The sequence below is a fragment of the Candidatus Merdisoma sp. JLR.KK006 genome (genome assembly GCF_036941035.1).
Lineage (GTDB): Bacteria > Bacillota > Clostridia > Lachnospirales > Lachnospiraceae > Laedolimicola.
In genome coordinates this window covers 34,493-56,134 of record NZ_JAYMNS010000030.1, presented here as the reverse complement: position 1 = coordinate 56,134, position 21,642 = coordinate 34,493, and the positions used below count along the sequence as shown (strand labels likewise).

Below are 21,642 nucleotides of genomic sequence, written 5' to 3'. Positions count from 1 at the left end.
ATACTATAAATGCTCAAGCATATGATGCGCTTTCTTTCATATGTAACACGCAATCTAAAAAATGCTGAAAGGAACTGTTATGAAGCCTTTATTCTCCCGATTGAATACCGCCGGCAGGCGTTTTTATTTTCTTTGCTACACCTTACTGTTTCTTCTATTATCTGCTGTCGTATTTTTACCTTTTGTGCAAAACGGAAAGTCTCTCATCTGGAAGCCGGATGGACTGACTCAGCACTTTAATTCCCTGATCTATTTCCGCAGCTGGATACTTTCCATTCTGCGCACACTTATTGCGGAACATCGGCTTTCCATTCCCCTATGGGATTCTGCCATTGGCTATGGGTCTGATATTTTAACAACTCTGCACTATTATGTCATCGGCGATCCTCTAAATCTTCTGGCCCTGCTGGCACCTGTCCGTTTTTTGGAGGGTATGTATGGGTTTCTGGCTGTGCTGCGCCTGTATCTTGCCGGCATTGCTTTTTCCTGCTACTGTTTTCGAATGAAGCGGGAGGGTATGGCCGCTCTTGTCGGAAGTCTGATTTATGTGTTTTCTGGTTATGGGATTGTTCTTTCCCCTATACATCCCTATTTTATCAATCCCATGATCTATCTTCCTCTGCTTCTTATAGGAGTGGAACGAGTACTTCATAAGGAAAAAGGACATCTGCTCATTGCAATGGCAGCCCTCTCCTCTCTGAGTAATTTTTATTTCTTTTATATGCTGGTGATTTTAACCGTTATTTACTTTATTATCCGTTTTTGCACCATGAAACACTTAAACTGGAAAAAAGATCTCGGCAACTGTCTGGGACGGACTTTATTCTTTTCCCTCACAGGAACTGCCATTTCTGCTGTTATTTTGCTGCCTGTTTTGCTGCAGTTTTTCTCTGACGCACGTTCCGATACAAGCCTTACTTACTCCCCCATTTATGGATGGGATTACTATGATCAGCTTTTTGACCAGTTCATTTCCCTCTCCTTTTCCTCTTATTGGACTTACCTGTGCTTCGCCGCACCTGCCCTGCTCTGCGTCTTCCTCCTATTTTTAAAGAGAAAACGCTTCCTCTCTCTAAAAATAGGCTTTCTGGTTTTGACTGCCCTTCTGCTGATCCCCGCCGCCGGTTCCTTCCTGAATGGTTTCTCCTATGCTGCCAATCGTTGGGATTTTGGCTATTCTTTTCTGATTGCCTTTATTACTGCCTTTCTCTGGCCGGAGCTCTTTTCCCTCAGCTCCAAAGAAAAATGCCTGCTGTTCCTGCTGTTTCTGTTATATGGAACCCTTCTGTTCCTGTTGCCCGTCTCCGGATCTGACCATGCATTTTTCTCTCTGTTCCTGGTGCTTTTGACCCTCTTTTTCCTGACGGATCTCCTTCCCCATGTGCGGAAGTATCCCCATGGAGCCCAGAGCTGTCTGCTTCTGCTGATTTCTATTAATATCTGTGCTAATTCCATTTTTTACTACCAGAATAATATGGAAAATCATCTGAGCCGGTTTGTAGACAAAGGGGACGGCATCTCTTCTCTGACCCACTCTGCCTCTGGTATGGTAAATCTCTTTCTTACTGACCCGGACGAGTTCTGCCGATATGCGCAGGATGTGGTTCCCGTGCGAAATGATACCTTGATTGAAAAGGCTAACAGCATTCATTATTACTGGAGCCTTTCCAATGGAGCCATTACCCAGTTTTTCAATGAACTTGCCATGCCTTTTGAGGAACGTTCTTTTAAATATGACAATCTGGACAACCGGGCACAGCTTCATGCTTTGGCAGGTGTCCGCTGGTATGTTCAGTATGATCCCAACAAATACCTGCCCTACCCCTTTGAGGATCTCCGTCTCTTTGATTATCAGGAAGACCTTTACTATGTCTCCGAAACCAAAGACTACCTGCCCTTTGGCTACACCACTGCAAATCTGATCTCCCTGGATACCTACAAAAACCTCTCCTATCTGCAGCGTCAGCAGGCGCTGCTTCAGGGCGTTGTATGTGATTCCCTGCCGGCTGGTACTCCTGCCGCTCAATTAACCTTCGAAGAACAGAGTGCCCCGCTGGCGATCTCCTGCAGCTCCGATATTTGGGAACAGGATGGCATCTACTATGCCATGACAGACGGCGCCGAACTGACCCTCACCTTTGAAAGCATTCCCGAAAGTGAAACCTATCTTCTTCTGAGTGGAATGGAAGCCCGCAGCTTAAGCGAATGGGAGATCTATACTCAGGAGCCCACTGCTCAGTTCTTTGAGGAAGAGCGCTCCGCCCTCAACACCTACGAGCAGCGCCAAAAAAAATCTGACCACTTCTATGCTCCAGACATTGCCCGATTTCCTGTTACCTGCACCTCCGAAGTGCTGAAAACCACCTTCTGCTATTACAACAGTCTGACAGAAAGCTCCTATGACCGTTCCGACTTTCTGCTCAACATGGGGTATTCACAGGAAGGCCAGCATACCATCACCATAACCCTGCCCTACCGGGGAATCTACACCTTTCAGGACATCTCTATTATCAGCCTCCCCCTGGAACACTTGTCCGATCAGATATCCGTTCTCAGTCAGGAGCACCTGGAAAATGTAACCTTTACCGACAATCAAATCACCGGAACCATCACCGTATCCGACCCCAAATACCTCTGCCTGTCCATCCCCTACTCCAAAGGCTGGACAGCCCTCACAGACGGCCAGCCAGTCCCCGTCCATCAGGCCAACACCATGTACATGGCCATCCCGGTAGAAGCCGGATCCCATACCATAGAACTCCGCTACACCACTCCCGGCCTCATCCCCGGCCTTTTGGTCACTGTCCTTGGACTTGTTGTCTGGCTTCTATACTTCCTATTAAAACCAAAAAGCGCCCTCATGAAAGAGAAGCGCAACTCACCGCCCAACTAACTTCAAATGCCAAACTACCGCCCTCAAGCTCAGGGGCTGCCGCAAAATAAGACAGCCCGTCCTCCTCTCAGCACCCCTTCCGCAGCTTCTCCAGCACCTCCGCAAAATACCCCGGCAATGGCGCCTCCACCTCCAGATACTCCCCCGTAGAAGGATGAACAACCCCCAAAATCATAGCATGCAAAACCTGCCCCTGAAGTCTAAAAGAAGATTTCCCTCTCCCATAAACCTCATCCCCCAAAAGCGGATGTCCAATACTCGCCATATGCACCCGAATCTGGTGAGTCCGGCCAGTCTCCAGTTCACATTCCACATAGGTATACTCGCCAAACCGCTCCAGCACTCGGTAATGGGTAACAGCCCGTTTCCCGCCTCTGGAAACGACAGCCATCCGCTTCCGATCCACCGGATGCCTTCCAACCGGCGCATCCACCGAGCCCTCATCTGCCTTCAGATTTCCGCACACAACTGCCCGATACCGACGGGTAATAGAGTGCTCCTTCAGCTGCTCCGCAATTTGATTGTGAGCCAGATCATTCTTACACACAATCAAAACCCCCGTAGTATCCTTGTCGATTCGATGGACAATTCCCGGCCGCATAACCCCATTGATTCCCGAAAGCTCCCCCTTGCAATGATATAGAAGCCCATTCACCAAAGTCCCGGAAGTATGTCCTGCCGAAGGGTGTACCACCATATCCTTCGGCTTATTTACAAAAATCACATCTTTATCTTCATATAAAATATCCAAGGGAAGATTCTCTGGCTGTATCTCCGGCTCTACGGCAGGCGGCAGCACAAGTTCAATCACATCCCCTGGATTCACTTTGTAATTAGCCTTTAAAGGCTTACCTGACAGAGACACGCCTCCGTCCTTTATGATCTTCTGTATATAAGACCGTGAAAGCTCCGGCAGTTCCTCTGCCAGATATCGGTCAATGCGAAGTCCTGCCCTTTCTTCCACTTTATAGCTTCTCTTGTTCTCCATCCCCTGCCTCTTTCTCCTTCTTTTTAATAGAGAAAAATTCCAGTTCCTCCTCTTTATAATAGAACAAAATCAACAGAGCCAGCAGCGCAGCCCCCACAGTCACATAACAGTCCGCCACGTTAAAGACAGGAAAATCGATGAGTTTAAAATATAAAAAATCGACTACATAAGAATTCACAGCCCGATCAATCATATTTCCAACAGCGCCGGCCGCTAATAAAATTCCTACCAGGCGTATGGGCGCAAAGCGCCGCCCCTTTGGAAGCCGGCAGTAATAGAGGGCTACCAGCCCCAGAATCAAAACCGTGCATATCAAAAATGCCGCCTTCTGTCCCTGAAAAATGCCAAAGGCCGCTCCCCGGTTTTCCAGATAATTCAGTTCAAATACACCCTCCCACAGCACGAAGGGCGCCTGCCCCTTTAAATGCAGGACTGCCAGACGCTTTGTCCACTGATCAATGGCCGTAAGCACCCCGACGGCTCCAATGCCTGCCAGATTATACTTCATTCCTTTTGTCATCTCAACGATCCTCTAAAATCCACGAAACCGCATCCAAAAGCTCTTGCTCTGTAACTGTCCGATCTACGAACGCCTGGCCTATCCGGCTAAGAAGAACAAACTTGATGCTTCCCGCCTCCATTTTTTTATCCGAACGTGTGGTCTCAACCACCTTCCCGGCCTCAAGCCCCTCAGTGCTCACAGGAAGGGAAAATGTCCGAAGTCCTTTTGTAATCTCCTCCAGGTCTTCCAGCTCCAGTAATCCCCTCTGCCAGGAGATCCACCCTGCCGCAACAATCCCTACTGCTACACATTCTCCGTGAAGCAGCCGGAAGTCCTTCAGCTTTTCCACTGCATGGCCCACCGTATGTCCGAAGTTCAAAAGAGCACGTTCACCTTGTTCTGTAGGATCTGCTTCTACCACAGCACGTTTAATCTTGCAACTTTCCCCAATCATATAAAGCAGCGCTTCATATTCCCTGTTCCGGATTCTTGCCTGATTCTTAAGAAGCCACTTATAGTATACCTCATTTCGAATAAGCCCATGCTTCAAAATCTCCGCCATACCGGAAGCAAACTGCCGCTCAGACAGAGTCTTCAGGACAGAAAGGTTCATATACACCAGACTGGGCATATGAAAAGCGCCTACCATATTTTTATAGCTGTCAAAATCCACTCCTGTCTTGCCGCCAATACTGCTGTCCACCTGAGACAAAAGAGTGGTGGGAATTTGGACAAAACGAATCCCCCGCAGATATGTGGCCGCTGTAAACCCCGTCAGGTCTCCTACTACGCCGCCGCCTAAGGCTGCCAGCATATCCTTACGATCAAAGTGCTCCAGAGTCAAGTGCTCATAAAGCCCTCTTACCGTATCCAGCGTCTTATATTCTTCCCCCGCTTCTATGGTATAGACCGTTACCTTTTTGCAAACTCCGGAAAGCTCCTGCCGTACCTGTTCACTGTAAAGCGGCCCTACCTGACTGTCCGTCACAATACAAATCTTACGTTCTGCAATCTCGAGCTTTTCCATCTCACCGGCAAGCTGTCCAAAATCTTCCTCCAAAATAATAGAATAGCAAAACCGGCCGTCTCTTTCCACTGGCAAAACTACACTTTTCTTCTCATCCATTTTTGTACCTCGCCCGTCATGGCACCAGATCTCATCTCCTCTTCCCCTGTGCCAATCCTCAAATATATTTCAAAAGAGTTACATAGCTTCTTCCCTTTTTTGAATGTCCTCCAACCCCTTGAAGGCGAAAACGCCCCATCCCCCGAACGGAAACCAAATCTCCTTCCTTTGGCTGATATCCGTTGGAGGTTGTAAGCCTTCCATTTACAAAGACCTTCCCGCCTTCAATCTGTCCGGTAAGACTGCTTCTGGAAGCTTTGAAAGCCAGTGACAGCAAGCTGTCCAGCCGAACAGAAGCTATTGTACCCATAATTTCCTGCACCTTGGGCTCATAGGAAAAGTCTTCTCTCCCCACTTGCTGCGCCATAGCCGTCGTATGCCGAATACGGGTCAGATTCTCACAGATAAAATCCGCAAGCTTATCCTGACAAAATAAATATGCCTGTTCTTCCTCCACCAGAATATCTCCTGTCTTGGCACGATCCAGTCCCAGATTCAAAAGAGAACCCAAATAGTCTCTGTGAGACAGTTTTTCTGCAAACTTCTTCTGCAGGGGCACAATTCTCACACAGGCAATGGGATATTCTGAACAAAACAGGGGAGCATCAGGAACAAAGGCTGCTATCTGACGCTCCGCTGTTTCGTATCCGCCAAAACTCTCTGTTTTAAGATAGGATAATTTCGGCCGAATACTGTGAAAAATATTCTGTTCATTTAGATTCAGGAAATCGGAATAGGTCACTATTCCCCTCTGATAAGCCGTCTCTGCCAAATCCAGAAGGCGTTTTTCTAATTGCTGTTCTTCCTTTGTCATCGCTCTAGAACTTGCCGTACACAGAAGGGATGTCAATGGAGCCGCTGATAATATCCTGCAGGTCGCCGGAAATATCTACATTTCTGGGCGTTGCCAGAAAAATGCTTCCGGACACCTTCTGCAGGTTGCCGCCGATAGCAAAGCAGGCACCAGATGTAAAATCTATGATCCGCTGGGCCACATCCACATCCAAACCTTCAAAATTCAATACCACTGTGCGGTTGCTGAGAAGTGTCTCGCCAATCTCCCGGCAATCATCAAAACTTGTGGGTTTAATTACGCATACTTCCATACCCTTCCCCTGCTTTCTCGGTGTCTGACGAATCGGTGTTACCTTGGTACGCTCTCTGGAAGACGGCTCATCCTCATAATCATCGTAAACCTCTTCCTTCTTACGTCGAAATGGGCTCTTTCTTTCCGGCTTTTCTTCTTCGTAGTCATCATCGAAATCATCATAGTCGTCATAATCATCGTAGTCGTCATCGCCGCCTAGCTTCATGACGTCCAGGAATTTATCGATTACACTCATTCTGCATTCTCCAATCTAACTATAATTGCGTTCTCCAAAAATCCCCGTTCCAACGCGGATCATGGTTGCGCCTTCTTCAATCGCAACTTCATAGTCTCCCGTCATACCCATAGACAAGACACTCATAGATACATTATCAATGTTTTTGTTTTTTATGTCAACACATAATTTCTTTAAATTGGTAAAATATGTACGATTTTCCTCCGGTTCTGCCACAAATGGGGCAATTGTCATCAATCCCTGAATAGAAACAGCAGGAAGCTTGGCAATATTTTGGACAAGTGATTCTGTCTCTTCCGGTGATACGCCAAACTTGCTTTCTTCGCCTGCCACATTGACTTCTATGAGAATAGGAACGGTAATCTGCCTCTTTACTCCCTCCTCACTGATAGCCTGCGCCAGCCTTAAGGAGTCTACGGAATGGATCAGGCAGGCTTTATCTACTGCATATTTCACCTTATTCCTCTGCAGGTGTCCGATAAGATGCCAACGAATGTCCTTCGGAAGCTGTTCGTATTTCTCGCAAAGCTCCTGTACTTTATTTTCTCCAAAATCTCGGGTTCCACCCGGAAGAAGTTCTTCAATCATGGAAATGGGCTTTGTCTTGCTCACGGCAATCAGTGTTACCTCGTCTCTTCTGCGTCCTGCCCGTTCACAGGCGGCGCAGATCTTTTTTTCCACCTCCGCCAGATTTTCAACTACCATTTTTGTCCCTCCTATCTTAAGTTGCTACGCAACGGTACTAAAGGGTAAAGTCACTTCGGCACACCTGTAATGAGAGAAACTTTCATTCGAAAGGGCACTCATGAAAGTTCCTCTCGTGCACCTTTGAGACTTTACCGTCCAGCATAAAATATTTCTTAAAACACTTGACATTTCTTAGCTGGACTATCTTAAGTTGCTACTGGGCGGTACTAAAGGGTAAAGTCACTTCGGCACACCTGTAATGAGAGAAACTTTCATTATAATCTCTAATCATAGATTACTTCATCCTCATCTACCGTATCCGCATTCAGCACAATATGATCGTAAACAGACAGCCCATAGCTGGTGCCCTCCTTTACGATACAGTATTCCTCATTCTCATAGAGCACCTGGATCTGCCGAAATACAGTATAGCCTTTATTTATATTGTAAACGCCCTTAAGCATGGCAGTCTGCCCCACCTGATAGAATTCTGCGGAATCTGTCCGAATCAGCAGATCTCCGTTCTGAAGCAGCTTCTCCGAAGTGCCGAAATTCTCTTCTTTCGGATCCACATAAGCGTATTCTTCATCCTGATAATAAATGGTACTGTTTACAAATTGCGCCTGACTGCTTCCATCCTCTCCAACGGTCTGCTTCATAAAACCCATATTGTTGTCCGAACCGGAGGTTGTAATGTAATTCTTATCAATTACAAAAAATTCCTTCTCTGTCACTGCCGTCTTGGGAATCTTAAGCCCTGATGTCTCATCCCTTAGTATCTCAAAAGTCAGGAACCGGTCATTGGCATAACGAATCATGGAATTGATAAACTCCAGCACACCGTAAGCCTTACCCTCCCGATACTCTACTGTCACCGAGGGCCACAATTCCTGCTTGTCCTGATCCATTCGGATCTCAATATAGGTCGTATTTTGAATAATAGTGCCATCCTCTGTAGTCCGCTGGTTTTCCCGAATCTTGTCCAGAAGATATGTCTCCATCTCTTCATCCAGGGGGAACACAATCCTCCATGCTTCCTCTGTAACCAGCTTATACACGGGCTCTCCCTGCCCTACCAGCTCCTCTGTGCGGAGGTTGGTTCTCTCATACGCCTCTTCGTCAAACCACTCGCTGCTCAGGGATTCCAGAGAAGCGTTCTCAAAGCCGTCCACATAATACTCCACTACTCCGGAGGCTGCCGCATTATAGCTGGCAAAGGTATTCCCTCCGCTCTCAGCAGCGCTGTCAAGCTGGGCAATCATATTTTGATTCATCAAATCCAGAATACTTGCGTCAATGCTTGTTTTAAAATCGTAGACTTCCGAAAAGTTCATGTCCGAGATATTACTCATATAAGCTGCTATCTCACTTCGAAGCTGACTGTAATCCTCTTCACTTAAGCTCAGATCCTCGGCGCTGTCCTTCATAAGCTGAGCCATCCGGCCGCTCTCATCCACAGTATACACAGCAGAATTCACTGACACCTTTTCGCCCTCTCTGGCGTAGTAGCTGACATATCCCGGCTTTTCTGACTGGAAAACCTGCTCTGTCCGCAGGGCAATTCCCGTATAGTGATAGTCCGCCGCCAGATTGCCTGCTATCACCTCATAACCGGAAATATGAGTGGAATTAAAAAACATATATACGCAAATAATCAGATAAACTGCTATAAACCCAAAAAATACAACGCCGATGTTCATAGGGCGCCGGTATTTGATAATCTTTTTATTCTTTTTTCTGGAACCCGTCACGAATATAACCCCTTCTAACCCTGCTGCGGCGCTGTTGATGAATCTTTTCCCATTATATAGTAAATGTGGGGCTGCCGCAAGTCAGACAGCCCCCTCTCTTATGTATCGTATCTTAACAGGAAATAAGAACCTGCTCTTTTGCAAAATCCGGTAAATCCTTTTCCTCTACGGAGATGCTGATGCAGAAATCTACCTTAAACTGCTCGCTGATCTGGTTGAGCTGTGTCAGTGCATCGGTCAAATCCTTGTGCTCCAGATATGCAATCTTCAAAAAACTATCCAGATATACCTGTTCCAAATCATAGTCCTGAGAAATGATTCCGCAGATAAACCCGATAAACTCGTCACTGTTCTTTAAAGGATAATCCTTTACGTTGATCAGGCGAACCTTATTGTTAAGCTCATGCATATGCTTAGTGCTCTTGTCCAAATATACGATATTTCCCGATGCTGTCTTGATCTGACTGTTCACTCTATCCAGTAAATGCTTTGTCTTTCCATCTCCCTTATTTCCGATGATTAACTGTACCATAGCCTTGTCCTCCTTGGGTTTCTATTATATTTAAATATCTCATTTTTATATGGTAATATTATAGTCTATTCATGCAGAAAAGACAACCTATTTCTGTGGGCCTATACATAGAGCTCTCTCCACTCCATATCACCCCGATCCAGGGCCTTGATTAACAATTCCGCTGTGGCCAGATTCGTAGCCATAGGAATATTGTAGGTATCACAAAGTCGTATGACATTATTCACATCCGGCTCATGCTTCTTTGGCTCAGAAGGATCCCGAAGGAAAATCAGCAAATCAATCTGATTGTGCTCAATCTGTGCCGCAAGCTGTTGTTCTCCCCCAAGATGACCAGCGAGATACTTGTGCACACTTAAATTTGTCACTTCTACAATTAATCTTCCGGTAGTTCCGGTGGCGTACAGACTGTGTTTACATAAAATCCCCCTGTACGCAATACAGAAATTCTGCATCAATTTCTTTTTTGCATCATGTGCAATTAATCCAATGTTCATGCGAACACCCCCAATTTAATATTTTTTCGGCTGCAAGCCGACATTTAAAACAAAACCTATTGCCATAAATAACGTGACCAGAGACGTAAGTCCGTAACTGACGAAAGGCAGAGGAATCCCCGTGTTGGGCATAATCCCTGTCGCCACACAGATATTTACAAAGCTCTGGAATCCGATATACCCTGCCACCCCACAGCAGATAAGGGTTCCGGAAAACTCTCTGGAACGTTTGCCAATCCATATACATTCTATCACAATTAAAGCCAATAGTAAAATAATTGTTGCACAGCCAATAAATCCAAGTTCTTCCCCTGTCACAGCAAAGATAAAATCCGTCTGGGGCTCTGCAATAAAGCTTCCGTTCTTTACGGAAGATACAGAGTTGTTATTCAGCCCTTTTCCCACCAACTGTCCGGATCCAATGGCTATGATGGAATTTTGCTGCTGATAGGCATCATCCGCATATCTGGCAGGATCCAGCCATGCCATAATACGACGGAATGCATAATCATCCAAAATCTCCTGATCCGGCTGAAGAATCAGGCTGATAAAAACAAGCACAGCGGGAACTCCTACTGCAATAGCTGCACCAATAATCTTATAGCTCAAGCCTCCGATAAACAAAAGGATCAGGAAGATCACAGTAATTGAAATCGTTGTTGACAAATCTGGCTGCTTCACAATAAAAACCGCCGGAATTCCGAACAGTGCTGCCGTGATAATCAGAATCTTCCAGGTATTCAGATGCTCCTTATATTTCTCAAAAAATCTTGAAAAAAACAGGATCAGCAACAGCTTGGAAAGCTCTGAGGGCTGAAACTGAAATCCGACGATATTCAGCCATCTGGTAGCTCCGTTGACCTCTTTTCCAAAAGGTTCAATGCCCACAAAAGGAATCTTAACCATAGCAAGCAAAGCAATATTAAACACATAGATCAGCCAGTAAAATTTCAAAATCCAAATATAGTCAAGTACAGAAATCACAAGCATTGCAACTGTCCCCAGAGCCAGACCTAAGATCTGCTGGCTCTGTACAGACTTCCGGGCGCTTCCGATTACCATAATGCCGATGATGCTGATTGCATACACATAAAGTATAAGTCTGAATCTGTAATCTCTAAGCCGATACTGTTTAAACATAATACTCCTCTAACTATCGCTGCTCCAAGCCGTGCTTCATATCCTTAATCGGAATGTTGGCGCACAGAGCCGGCACATGACCGTTCTGTCCGTCTGACTCCGTCTGTGTTATCTGAATATCCAATCCGTCACAGTCAATCTCCATGTATTTGGAAATCACCTTAATAATATCATTCTTGATGAGTTCCATAATCTCAGGGGAACAGTTTGCCCGATCTGAAATCAATAGCAGCTTCAGACGGTCTTTTGCCACATCACCCGAGCTTTTTTTTCGGAAAAAATCCATTAAAGCCATTCTACTTTCCCCCTTTGATTATTTAAACAGTTTTGCAACTTTAGCAAAGAACCCACTATTGACCTCCAGATTCATCAGGGGAACCTCCTCACCCAGAACACGCTTGCAGATATTCATATAAGCAGTTCCTGCCATAGAAGAATCGCCGGCCAGCGGCTCTCCCTGGTTGGTGGCAATAACAATGCTCTCATCATCCGGAACTGCACCAATCAAATCAATGGCCAGAATATCAATCACATCCTCAATGGACATCATGTCGCCCCGTTTCACCATATCCATCCGGAGCCTGTTTACAATCAAGTCAATCTTATGGATCTCATTGGCTTCCAGAAGTCCGATGATGCGGTCTGCGTCACGAATAGCGGAAACCTCCGGAGTAGTTACAATAATGGCCCTGTCTGCAGCAGCTATGGCATTCTTAAAGCCCTGCTCAATTCCTGCCGGACAATCCAGCAGTATGTACTCAAATTCTGTCCGCAGTTCGTCAATCAGCTTCACCATCTGCTCCGGGTTCACCGCCGTCTTGTCTCTGGTCTGAGCTGACGGAAGAAGTGCTAAGTTGGGATAACGCTTGTCCTTGATAAGCGCCTGCTTAATGCGGCAGTTTCCTTCTACTACATCCACCAGATTGTATACAATCCGGTTCTCCAGACCCATGACTACATCCAGATTCCGAAGGCCGATATCCGTATCAATCATCACAACATTCTTTCCCAGCTTTGCAAGCCCTGTACCAATATTCGCCGTAGAAGTGGTTTTTCCCACGCCGCCTTTTCCGGATGTAATTACAATTACCTCACTCATACAAATTCTTCCTCCAACTCATAAATTATTGTTTCCATTACAAATCTATCTCATTTAAAACCTCTTTGGTGATAGGCTCAATATAGATATTCCCGTCCTCCACATAGGCAATCTTCGGCGTATCCGCCGTTTTCTTCCTTTTCTTTGCCGCAGTGCCGTCGGAGCAGCGGGCAATCACATCCCCGATACGGATCTGCATGGGATCCATGGACAGAGCCGCCACAAAAGCCGCCTCATTACCTGCGGCTCCTACAAACACATTACCTTTTAAGCTGCCTAACACAATCACATTGCCCTTTGATATGACCCGGGCTCCCGGATTCACGTCTCCCAGAATAATCACACTGGTCTCGGACTCCAATACCTGACCGGAGCGCAGGGTTCCTTTATAGAAGCGTCCGTCCTGCAGATTCATCAGATCTCCCGCTTCTTCTTCCTTCTGTTCCAGAGCCTTCTGCATTTTCTCCTCCAGATCCTTATTTTCATCAATAATGCTGACTATCTGTATCCGGCAGCTGTTTGATATAGTCTCCGCCAGCGTCATCTCCTCATCCAGGGTCAAATCCCGCCCCTGAAAGCAGACTGCCATCTGGGCCTCTCCGAAAAATTTGGCAGAGGAATGGAACTTGTCCGCCACCTCCCTTGTTAAATCTTCAAAGGAAAGCTTTGCATCCAAAATCACAATCAATCCGTATTTATTACTTTTTATAATAACCGATTGGTTTGCCATCGTATTCACTCCTAATCTGCAATATTTTGTCCGGTTCCCTCACTGGCGGTTCCGCTTATAAGCTCTTCTTCATCTGTTAGATTAAAATAATATTTCAAAATATCTGCTCCCAGTTCCGCCGCATTTCCGGAAGTATATCCGTTGGCAATCCGGACGGCCATAGCAATCTCCGGCTGCTCAAAAGGCGCATAACTTACAAATAATGCATGGTTGGGATGACTCTTGCTCTGCTGAGCCGTACCTGTCTTGCCGGCCAGCGTAATCCCCAGGCCGTTCAAAGAAGCGGTGTTTTCCGCTACCATGCGCATGCCGCTCTGTACTGCATCCCAGGTACTGTCGGAAATCTCCACCCTGTTCAAAAGCTCCGGCTTATAGTCTTCAACCAAATTTCCATCCGTAGTCTCCATGCGGTCTAGGAGGGTCAGGTTGTAGCAATTACCCCGATTGGCAACTGTAGCCACATAGCGGGCTATATGGGACACGGAAAAGCTGTTGGTGCCCTGTCCGATGGAGGAACGCACCGGGTCAATATCCGAGATCTGCGGATCATACTCCGGAATCTCCAGCCCTGACTTATCCCCCAGCCCAAACATCCTTGCATACTTTGCCAATGTGGAAAGCCCCTTATCTGTGGAGTAAGTGTTGGTGGTTCTCCCTCCGGCCAGCCGGTAGCCTACCTCATAAAAATAATAGTTGCAGGAATCCCGAATGGCTGTACTCACATTCTCATCTCCATGATGACCGCCATACTGATTGTAAATCCAGCAGGTAGGCGGCTGATCCGTAATATCTGTAAAAATACCTCTTCCGTAGATATTCTCGCTTACAGTGATAGCTCCTTCCTCCAACCCTGCAACAGCTACTACAGGTTTAAAGGTCGAACCCGGAGCCAGATTCTCCTGGGTGGCCCGGTTTACAAAGGGGGATGACAAATCCTGCTGAAGACTGCCAAAATAAGCAGAATCCATCACATTCGTCAGACGGTTATTGTCATAACTTGGATAAGTAACACAGGCAAGCGTATCCCCTGTATTCACATCCACCACAACCACGCCGGCGCTGCATGGCTCAAGTGCCAGCTGGGCAGGGGTAATCTCCAGATTTCGAATCTTCTCTATCATAAAGTTGTAAGCCGTCATTTGGTTAGAATTCAATTTGGAAATTGTTTCCTGATCATATTCTAACACACCTTGCTCATATAATAAAAGAGAAATTTCCTTTCCGGTAACAAGATCTTCCAAAATCATATATTTATAGAGCATTCTTAAGAAGGTATCATCCTCTGCCAGATATTCTTCCATATAGTCCAAAACAGATTGATAGATCTCCTGAGAATCCAGATAGGGATTTTCTCCGGAAATCTTTGTTACGTCAATCCAGTTCATGGAAATGGCATACTTTAAGTACTCCTGAAGACTGATGGTCTCATCTGTTGTCCATGCAATATAAGTGGGATCCGATGTATCCACTGCACTGCTCATCAGCACCTGGTTCTCTCCCATAAGCACATCTGACACCAGATAACTCATATAATTCATCATTTCCTTGGAGAGATCCTGATAGGCTGTGGGACTCTCCGTATTCAATTCAGCCAGAAGCGCCCCTATCGCCCTCTCCCTCTTCCCCAGGAAACGCTCATAGATACTGCGCTCCAGCTCCGTTGCATCCTCTCCTGAAAATCTTCCAATATCAATAATATGGTTTTCGATTAATGTATAATATACATCATAGATTGGAATCCGGATTCTTTCTGCACTGGCATTTGGCCCTGGTATATACTCTTTTATATTATCAATCTTACTAATAAGAATACCTGCCAGCTTCTGCTCAATCAGATTGTAAATGGCAATCTGCAGTTCTCTGTCAATGGTAAGATAAATGTTGTTGCCCGGAACCGGGTCCTTGCTCTCCACCACCTTCAGCACCCGTCCCACGCTGTCCACATACATCCTTTCATAGCCCTTGGAGCCTTGGAGCGATGTCTCCATATACTGCTCAATGCCGGCCTTTCCCACAATGTCATTCAGTTCATAGTCCGGATTCTCTGCCTGCAGAGCATCCAGCTCCTCCTGAGAAGCCTTCCCAATGTAGCCGATAATTGGGGAAAAATACTCACTATCCAGATAAATCCGGCGGCTGCTTTGTTCAATGTCCGCCCCCTGGAGACTGTCCTGATTCTCTAACACAGCTGCCACAGTTTCCTCCGACACGTTGACAGCCACGGTAGTAGCCACATAGCGCTTATAGCTGTTGGAAGCCATGGAATACCGGATAGTGGCAATCTTAAGCTGCTCCTCCGGCGTATAACCCGTGATAGCCAGCCCATAATCCTCCTGCTCCTTTTCCGTGTAGGATGCTTTGATTCCATAGCGCTCCTCGCAGAGATATTCCATTACCTGCCCGGCGTCCGCAAGCTCCTGCTTTGCCTCCAAATCACTAATCTTATTCTTCCCATAAACATCCGCTTTAAATCGAAGCAGGGCATTTCCCTCCAGGGTAAAGTTAAACCTTCCATTTTCATAGACCACTCCCAGATCGCTTATCACCTGATCGCCGTTCTTCTCAATCAATCTGATTAGTCGGTAGATCGTCTGATTCAACTGAGCATTTTTTGTCTTGTTATTGGGGTAGGTACCATTATCCTGAATTGTTACGGAATAAGAAATCTCACTGTAGGCCAGCACATTTCCATTTCGATCATAAATGTCGCCTCGGGTGCTGGCCAAAGAAACCTCTCGCTCCGTCATCAGAGAAAACGTATCCTGATAGTCCTCTCCCTTTACAATCTGCAGATAAAACACCCTCTGAAGCAGAATGGCAAACATAACGATAAACACAACCATCAGCAGAAAAATTCTGGATTTTATAATATTCCACAAAGCTTCTTTGAAATCTCTTAACAATCTTAAGGCTCCTCTATCTTATTATCTGTCTGTCCCACCGTTCCTGATGATGAATAGTAATCCCGAATCGTATCTCCCCCCAAACGATCCAGCAGAGCATTGAACTTCTGAATAGGCTGATACAGCAAAATAGTCAATGCCACCGTATAAATCAGCTCCGGCAGTATAATGTGGATAAAAAAGTAACCAAACTCAAATTTACTGCGCATCAGGAACATAAAAAAGTAAACGCTCAAGCCATAGACCAGCTCGCTCAAAGCAATCCAGACCATGGGGAGCTTAATATCCTCATCATAAAAGACCATATGGAACAAGCCGCTTCCATACCCCAGAAACATATACAACAGAGCGTAAAAACCAAGCAGGCTCCCAAAAAATATATCCAGCAAAAGGCCGCAGAAAAATCCAATCAAAAGCCCTTCCCGTTCTCCCCTCATAAAACCCAGTGAGGAAGTCACAATCAAAAGAAGATTGGGAGAAATAGATGCCAATGCCAGACCTTTAAATACCGTACACTGAAGAATAAAGCATACTACAATCAAAAGTGCCGTTACAAGTTTCTGTTTCATATTAATTCCAGTTCCGCATTCCCATGCCCGCATAGAATGTCAGGCAGTCCGGATGCTTTTCCAATTTCAAAGGCAATGAGCCGCTTAATGCTTCGTCATATTACTCTGCCACCTGCTTTAAATTTGTGATAACCAGAACCGTGTGCAGGTGTTCAAAATCCACTGCAGGCGTTAAAGTGCCTGATTTTGTCAGATTGTTGGAGTCCTGAGCCAGTTCATTTACATAACCAATCAGGATTCCCTCATGGTAGCGATCACTTACGTGGGAGGTTACAATCTTCTCTCCTATGGCAATCTTATCCTCCGGATCCTTCAGCTCTTCAAGGCGGATAAAGCCCTCATTCATAAGCTGCAGATCCCCCTTCACAAAGCACAAATCCGAGGTAGAGAGAGTCTTGGCGCTTATATTGCTTAAATCATCAATAATAGAACGGACCTGTGCCCAGTTATCTCCGACCTTGGTGACAATTCCCACAAGACCGCTTCCTGCAATCACATTCATACCTGCGTCTACGCCGTCCCCTTTTCCCTTATCAATGACAAAGGTATTAAACCAATTCCCCCCGTCTGTAGCAATGATGTTGGCTGCCACCTTATCAAAATCTCCATAGGTCTGATCCAGCTCATACAGCTCTTCCAACTGCTCCAGACGATATTGGTTCTGAGTCAGACGGCTGTTTTCCATAGTCAGCTCGTCCACCTGCGCCTGCAGTTCCTCATTCCTGGCCTGGACAGCCGCCAGATCCTCCAGCGTGTCCTTCTTCTCCCGAAGCCAGCTTCCCACTCCGCTAAGTCCTCGCTCAAAAGGCACAAAGACATAACCGGCCGCAGTACCAAGGGCAGTACCGCCCAGCCCCGTGCTGTAAGACAGGAACATCAAACATATGCACAGAACCGCAAGGACCGCAAATACATATTTTGTCGGTATTAAGAAATGATTTCGTTTTTTCATAGTACACCCGAATCAGTTGAAAACCTGTTCCTTCGTGTCAAAGGTCAGACTACGGAACTCCTTCTCCTTGATAACTCTCTCAAGACCCCTTGCCACACATTCCTCCGGACGGTCTACCATATTTACCCGGATATTGGTGGCCGTGGAGATCTGTTCATCCAATCCCTTTAAATTGGCCACGCCGCCGGTAAGGTAGATCCCGTTGCGAATAATATCCACTCCAAGTTCCGGCGGAGTGCGCTCTAAAATCATTTTGATGGCGTCCACAATAGCCTTCAGCTGCTCGGAAATAGCCTTTGCCACAAAGTCCGCCGTAATTTCCAAAAGAGCAGGAAGTCCAAGGGCCATATTGCGGCCGCAAATCTCACGCTTTGCTTCTGTATTGCCAGGCATATAACCAAGCTCATTTTTCAGAATCTCCGCCGTCTTATTTCCGATAAAGTATCCGTATTCCCGGCGGATAGCACTGGATATAGCCTCATCAATCTTGTTGCCGCCCGTCTTAATAAGCTTGCTGGTTACAGTCCCTCCCAGAGAGAGGATGGAAATCTCCGTGGTGTCTGCTCCCACATCCACCACCATCACGCCCTGTGCCTGAGTCACATCAAGACCAAGGCCAAGACCAGCTGCAACCGGCTTGTCAATAAGCTGAATATTCTTGGACTTTAATCCTGTCCCGTGAACCAGCGTGGTAAACACACGGTCCTGAACATCTGTAGGCAGAGCCACCAAAAACTCTGCACCCTTCAGGCTGCCTTTGGTATGGGACTCCAGAAAAGCCCTCAGGAAATCCTGCATATAGGTGATGCTTGCCACGGTGCCGAAAGACATGGGATAGAGCACCTCAATATTGGCCGGCGCCTTCTCATGCATATCAAAGGCTTCATCCCCATAGGCGATCATCCCTTTCTTTTCCTCGATAGCTACCATATTCTTTTCACAGTATATGGTATCTGTCTCCTTGCTGTAGATTTTAATACTGCTCGTTCCAAAGTCACATCCAAAACTCTGTGCAGGCATTTCGTCTTCCTCTCCTTCTTCTGTTCATCCTTTTGCCATACAGACTGATTTGTCTCCTGACATCTCCGGCAGGATCTTCTTCTCCTTAAAGCTGCAATAGCAGCCGTCTCCAATAATCACATGATCCAAAAGCCGAATCCCCAGAAGATCTCCTCCATAGCAAATCCGTTCTGTGATTCGGATATCATCATCACTTGGGGCTGGATCCCCGCTGGGATGATTATGAACCAGAACCACATGTACCGCATGCACCTCCAAAGCCTCCAGAAAAATCTCTCTGGGCGATGCCAGGGATGCGTTCACTGTCCCCTTAAACATCAGCTTTTCCTTCAAAAGCCTGCTTCGCGCGTCCAGAAACAGGACAATAAGCTGCTCCTGTTCCTCATAGCGAAGCTCTTCCATAAAGTAATCTGCAACAGTCGCAGGGGTTCCAAAACACAGCCTCTCCCCCGCCGTGGCCTTTGCCATCCGGGAAGCCAGCTCTGCGGCGCACTTAAGCTGCACCGCCTTTACCTTTCCAACGCCCTTAAGCTTTAAAAGGCGTTCCAGAGGGATTCGGCCAAAGCCTGTCAGTCCCTGATATCCGGGCAGGCTTAAGATCCGTCCGGCCAGCTCACAGGCCGTCTCTCCTACGGTCCCTGTCCGCAGCAGCACTGCCAGCAGTTCCTTGTCCGAGAGGGCCCCGGCTCCGCAGGCCAGACACCTCTCATAAGGGCGTTCTCCCTCGTATAACTCCTTCATGGTTGCCTTCATTCGATCCATCCTTTCTGCTCTCCAGACAGTTTAAATCTCTCGAATCCGGCAATAGCCGCAACCGCTCTTTACATAATCCGATAAATAATGATTGCAAGTACAACACCGATGATACTGGCTATTGATATGTGGATTGTCAGGCCGAAGGTCAGCACCAGCAATCCCAAATCCAGAACAACGGGACTTTCCAGCCCAAAACTCTGGCCATAACTCAACCAGTGGAGCGCTGATATATTGGCTGTCAGCATTCCGATAAATCCTCCCAAAACAATCCCAGACAGCAGCATAATCAGCAGCACCCAGCCATTTTTTGACTTCATAACCCCCTCCATCTTCTTGTGTTACAATTTCCTATGAAAACCGTAACTCTTACGCATCTTATCCGGTATTCCCGGTTTAATCTGCTTACATAATATTCCTTATCTGTAAACTTATACCAATCCTCAGTATTAGGTCAACTTATATAATAGCATAAACAAAAACACTTGTATAGAGAAGAAATCTTAAGTTTTTCTATCCTTTTTCGTCAGCCTTTGACACCATTTGGCAGGCAGTATCTGGAAATAACTGCTTCTGCCGCCTTTACGCCGTCCATGGCCGCAGAGGTGATTCCTCCTGCGTAGCCGGCTCCCTCACCGCAGGGATACAGACCTCCTATGGGACTCTCCATCTCCCGATTTCTGGGAATCCGCACCGGGGATGAGGTTCGGCTTTCCACACCGCTTAAGACTGCGTCGCCTCTGGCAAATCCGGTCAGGATCTGTTCACAGCCCAAGATTCCCTCTTCCAAAGCCTTTGCCAGCTCTGCCGGAAATATGCCCCGCACATCCCCGAAGGACCAGGTTCCTTTTATGGCGGGCTCTATCTCACCAAGGCTGCGGCTTACAACGCCTTTTCTGTAGTCGCAGAGAAGCTGCACGGGAACTGAACCTTCCCCTGCCCGGTATGCGGCTTCTTCAAGCCTTCGCTGAAATTCCATTCCGGCAAGTACATCTGTGCTGCCGAAATCCTCGGGACCTACTGTAACCACCATGGCGCTGTTGGCATTGCGGCCGGCTCTGGACTGATAGCTCATGCCGTTTACTGCAAGCCTTCCATTTTCCGAGGATGCATTTACCACATAACCCCCGGGACACATACAGAAGGAATAGACACCCCGCCCGCCGGAAACCTTTCTGGTAAGCTTATAGGAAGCAGCTCCAAGTTCTAAGGGATAGTCTGTCCCATATTGGCTCAAATTAATCATATCCTGAGAGTGCTCCAAGCGAACGCCCACGGCAAATGATTTTGCTTCCATGGGAATCCCCCTTGCCTTTAACATCTGAAAAGTATCCCTCGCACTGTGGCCGGGCGCCAAAATCAAAACATCCGTTTCCAGTTCACAGGTTTCTTCACATTCCCCCTGCCCTCTCACTACCTGAATTCCCTGTACCCGGCCATTTTTCAGGGTAATATCCGTCATCTGGCTGTCAAACAGAATCCGGCCCCCCAGCTCCTCAATCCGGCTGCGTATCCTTTCCACAATTCCCATAAGAAGGTCTGTTCCCAGATGGGGTTTGTTCTGCCAGAGAATCTCCGGGGGCGCCCCTGCTTCTACAAAAGCCTCCAATACCAGACGGTTCCGGCCGGCCGAGTCTTTTACCAGGGTATTCAGCTTTCCGTCGGAAAAGGTTCCGGCCCCGCCTTCTCCAAACTGTACGTTGGACTTTAAATCCAATTGCCCTGTATTCCAAAAATGCTCCACAGCCCTTTTCCGCTCTGATACCGGTTTTCCCCTCTCCAGAATCACAGGGCAGTAGCCGGCTCTTGCCAGCATCAAACCGCAGAAAAGCCCGGCAGGGCCGCTTCCCACTACCACGGGAGCATGATTTAAGGGGTCCCTTCCCGGTTGCGGCAGATGATAGGCGTGAACCTCTGCCCTGGCTGCTTTGGAGTTTTTGGCTCTTTTTAGAACACGTTCTTCCTCTTTTGTCTGTACATCTATGGTGTAAACGTATTGTATAGGCTTCTTTCTGGCATCGATAGACTGCTTGCGAATCTCATAGTGAATCAGGCTTCCCGGGGACAGCTTCAGCTCATGGGACAGCTTTTGCTCCAGTTCTTCCTTTGTATGGCCTACAGCCAGCTTTAATTGTTGTATCCGAATCATATTTATTG

Annotated in this window: 21 protein-coding genes; 1 reads left to right on the top strand and 20 read right to left on the bottom strand. The window is 46.9% G+C overall.

What is annotated here, in order from left to right:
• Nucleotides 1-79 precede the first annotated feature (79 nt).
• Nucleotides 80-2,893, top strand: a complete 2,814-nt coding sequence (locus VSQ61_RS18520) for a YfhO family protein (RefSeq protein WP_334345872.1) — start codon at nt 80-82, stop codon at nt 2,891-2,893.
• A 67-nt stretch (nt 2,894-2,960) separates the two neighbouring features.
• On the opposite strand, the gene VSQ61_RS18515 is transcribed toward VSQ61_RS18520, so the two are convergent.
• From VSQ61_RS18515 to VSQ61_RS18420, 20 genes are all read right to left on the bottom strand, one after another.
• Nucleotides 2,961-3,881 (bottom strand): RluA family pseudouridine synthase, encoded by a 921-nt coding sequence (locus VSQ61_RS18515; protein ID WP_334345871.1) that lies wholly within the window; start codon nt 3,879-3,881, stop codon nt 2,961-2,963.
• Entirely contained in the window at nt 3,859-4,401 is a 543-nt protein-coding gene (gene lspA, locus VSQ61_RS18510; RefSeq protein WP_334345870.1) for a signal peptidase II, read from the bottom strand. The genes VSQ61_RS18515 and lspA overlap by 23 nt, the downstream gene beginning before the upstream one ends.
• Nucleotide 4,402: 1 nt before the next feature.
• On the bottom strand, nt 4,403-5,509 hold the full coding sequence (gene aroB, locus VSQ61_RS18505) for a 3-dehydroquinate synthase (RefSeq protein ID WP_334345869.1): 1,107 nt from the start codon (nt 5,507-5,509) through the stop codon (nt 4,403-4,405).
• Between the two features lie 58 nt (nt 5,510-5,567).
• A complete protein-coding gene (locus VSQ61_RS18500; RefSeq protein ID WP_334345868.1) occupies nt 5,568-6,323 on the bottom strand; it encodes a YlmH family RNA-binding protein in 756 nt (251 codons plus the stop codon).
• 4 nt (nt 6,324-6,327) lie between these two features.
• The gene (locus tag VSQ61_RS18495) at nt 6,328-6,852 is read right to left on the bottom strand and encodes a cell division protein SepF (protein ID WP_334345867.1); all 525 of its coding nucleotides are present in this window, start codon (nt 6,850-6,852) and stop codon (nt 6,328-6,330) included.
• 15 nt (nt 6,853-6,867) lie between these two features.
• The gene (locus VSQ61_RS18490) at nt 6,868-7,557 is read right to left on the bottom strand and encodes a YggS family pyridoxal phosphate-dependent enzyme (RefSeq protein ID WP_334345866.1); all 690 of its coding nucleotides are present in this window, start codon (nt 7,555-7,557) and stop codon (nt 6,868-6,870) included.
• Nucleotides 7,558-7,823: 266 nt separating this feature from the next.
• Nucleotides 7,824-9,290, bottom strand: a complete 1,467-nt coding sequence (locus VSQ61_RS18485; RefSeq protein WP_334345865.1) for a biotin/lipoyl attachment domain-containing protein — start codon at nt 9,288-9,290, stop codon at nt 7,824-7,826.
• A gap of 112 nt (nt 9,291-9,402) precedes the next feature.
• Nucleotides 9,403-9,822, bottom strand: coding sequence for a twitching motility protein PilT (locus VSQ61_RS18480; RefSeq protein ID WP_334345864.1), 420 nt, complete (start codon nt 9,820-9,822; stop codon nt 9,403-9,405).
• 101 nt (nt 9,823-9,923) lie between these two features.
• Nucleotides 9,924-10,319, bottom strand: coding sequence for a methylglyoxal synthase (locus tag VSQ61_RS18475; protein WP_334345863.1), 396 nt, complete (start codon nt 10,317-10,319; stop codon nt 9,924-9,926).
• A gap of 15 nt (nt 10,320-10,334) precedes the next feature.
• A complete protein-coding gene (locus VSQ61_RS18470) occupies nt 10,335-11,459 on the bottom strand; it encodes an FtsW/RodA/SpoVE family cell cycle protein (protein ID WP_334345862.1) in 1,125 nt (374 codons plus the stop codon).
• Nucleotides 11,460-11,472: 13 nt separating this feature from the next.
• Entirely contained in the window at nt 11,473-11,754 is a 282-nt protein-coding gene (minE, locus tag VSQ61_RS18465; protein ID WP_334345861.1) for a cell division topological specificity factor MinE, read from the bottom strand.
• Nucleotides 11,755-11,772: 18 nt separating this feature from the next.
• Nucleotides 11,773-12,558, bottom strand: a complete 786-nt coding sequence (gene minD / locus VSQ61_RS18460; protein ID WP_334345860.1) for a septum site-determining protein MinD — start codon at nt 12,556-12,558, stop codon at nt 11,773-11,775.
• Nucleotides 12,559-12,595: 37 nt separating this feature from the next.
• Complete coding sequence (gene minC, locus VSQ61_RS18455; protein WP_334345859.1) at nt 12,596-13,288, bottom strand: septum site-determining protein MinC; 693 nt, start codon at nt 13,286-13,288, stop codon at nt 12,596-12,598.
• Nucleotides 13,289-13,299: 11 nt separating this feature from the next.
• Nucleotides 13,300-16,191 carry a penicillin-binding transpeptidase domain-containing protein gene (locus tag VSQ61_RS18450; protein ID WP_334345858.1) on the bottom strand — a complete coding sequence of 964 codons (2,892 nt, stop codon included), beginning with the start codon at nt 16,189-16,191 and terminating at the stop codon, nt 13,300-13,302.
• A gap of 2 nt (nt 16,192-16,193) precedes the next feature.
• A complete protein-coding gene (mreD, locus tag VSQ61_RS18445; RefSeq protein WP_334345857.1) occupies nt 16,194-16,760 on the bottom strand; it encodes a rod shape-determining protein MreD in 567 nt (188 codons plus the stop codon).
• 100 nt (nt 16,761-16,860) lie between these two features.
• Entirely contained in the window at nt 16,861-17,712 is an 852-nt protein-coding gene (mreC, locus tag VSQ61_RS18440; RefSeq protein ID WP_334345856.1) for a rod shape-determining protein MreC, read from the bottom strand.
• 12 nt (nt 17,713-17,724) lie between these two features.
• Entirely contained in the window at nt 17,725-18,732 is a 1,008-nt protein-coding gene (locus VSQ61_RS18435) for a rod shape-determining protein (RefSeq protein ID WP_334345855.1), read from the bottom strand.
• Nucleotides 18,733-18,756: 24 nt separating this feature from the next.
• Nucleotides 18,757-19,494, bottom strand: coding sequence for a RadC family protein (radC, locus tag VSQ61_RS18430; protein WP_334345854.1), 738 nt, complete (start codon nt 19,492-19,494; stop codon nt 18,757-18,759).
• A 59-nt stretch (nt 19,495-19,553) separates the two neighbouring features.
• Nucleotides 19,554-19,805 carry a DUF4321 domain-containing protein gene (locus VSQ61_RS18425; RefSeq protein ID WP_334345853.1) on the bottom strand — a complete coding sequence of 84 codons (252 nt, stop codon included), beginning with the start codon at nt 19,803-19,805 and terminating at the stop codon, nt 19,554-19,556.
• A 206-nt stretch (nt 19,806-20,011) separates the two neighbouring features.
• Entirely contained in the window at nt 20,012-21,634 is a 1,623-nt protein-coding gene (locus VSQ61_RS18420; protein WP_334345852.1) for an NAD(P)/FAD-dependent oxidoreductase, read from the bottom strand.
• Nucleotides 21,635-21,642 lie beyond the last annotated feature (8 nt).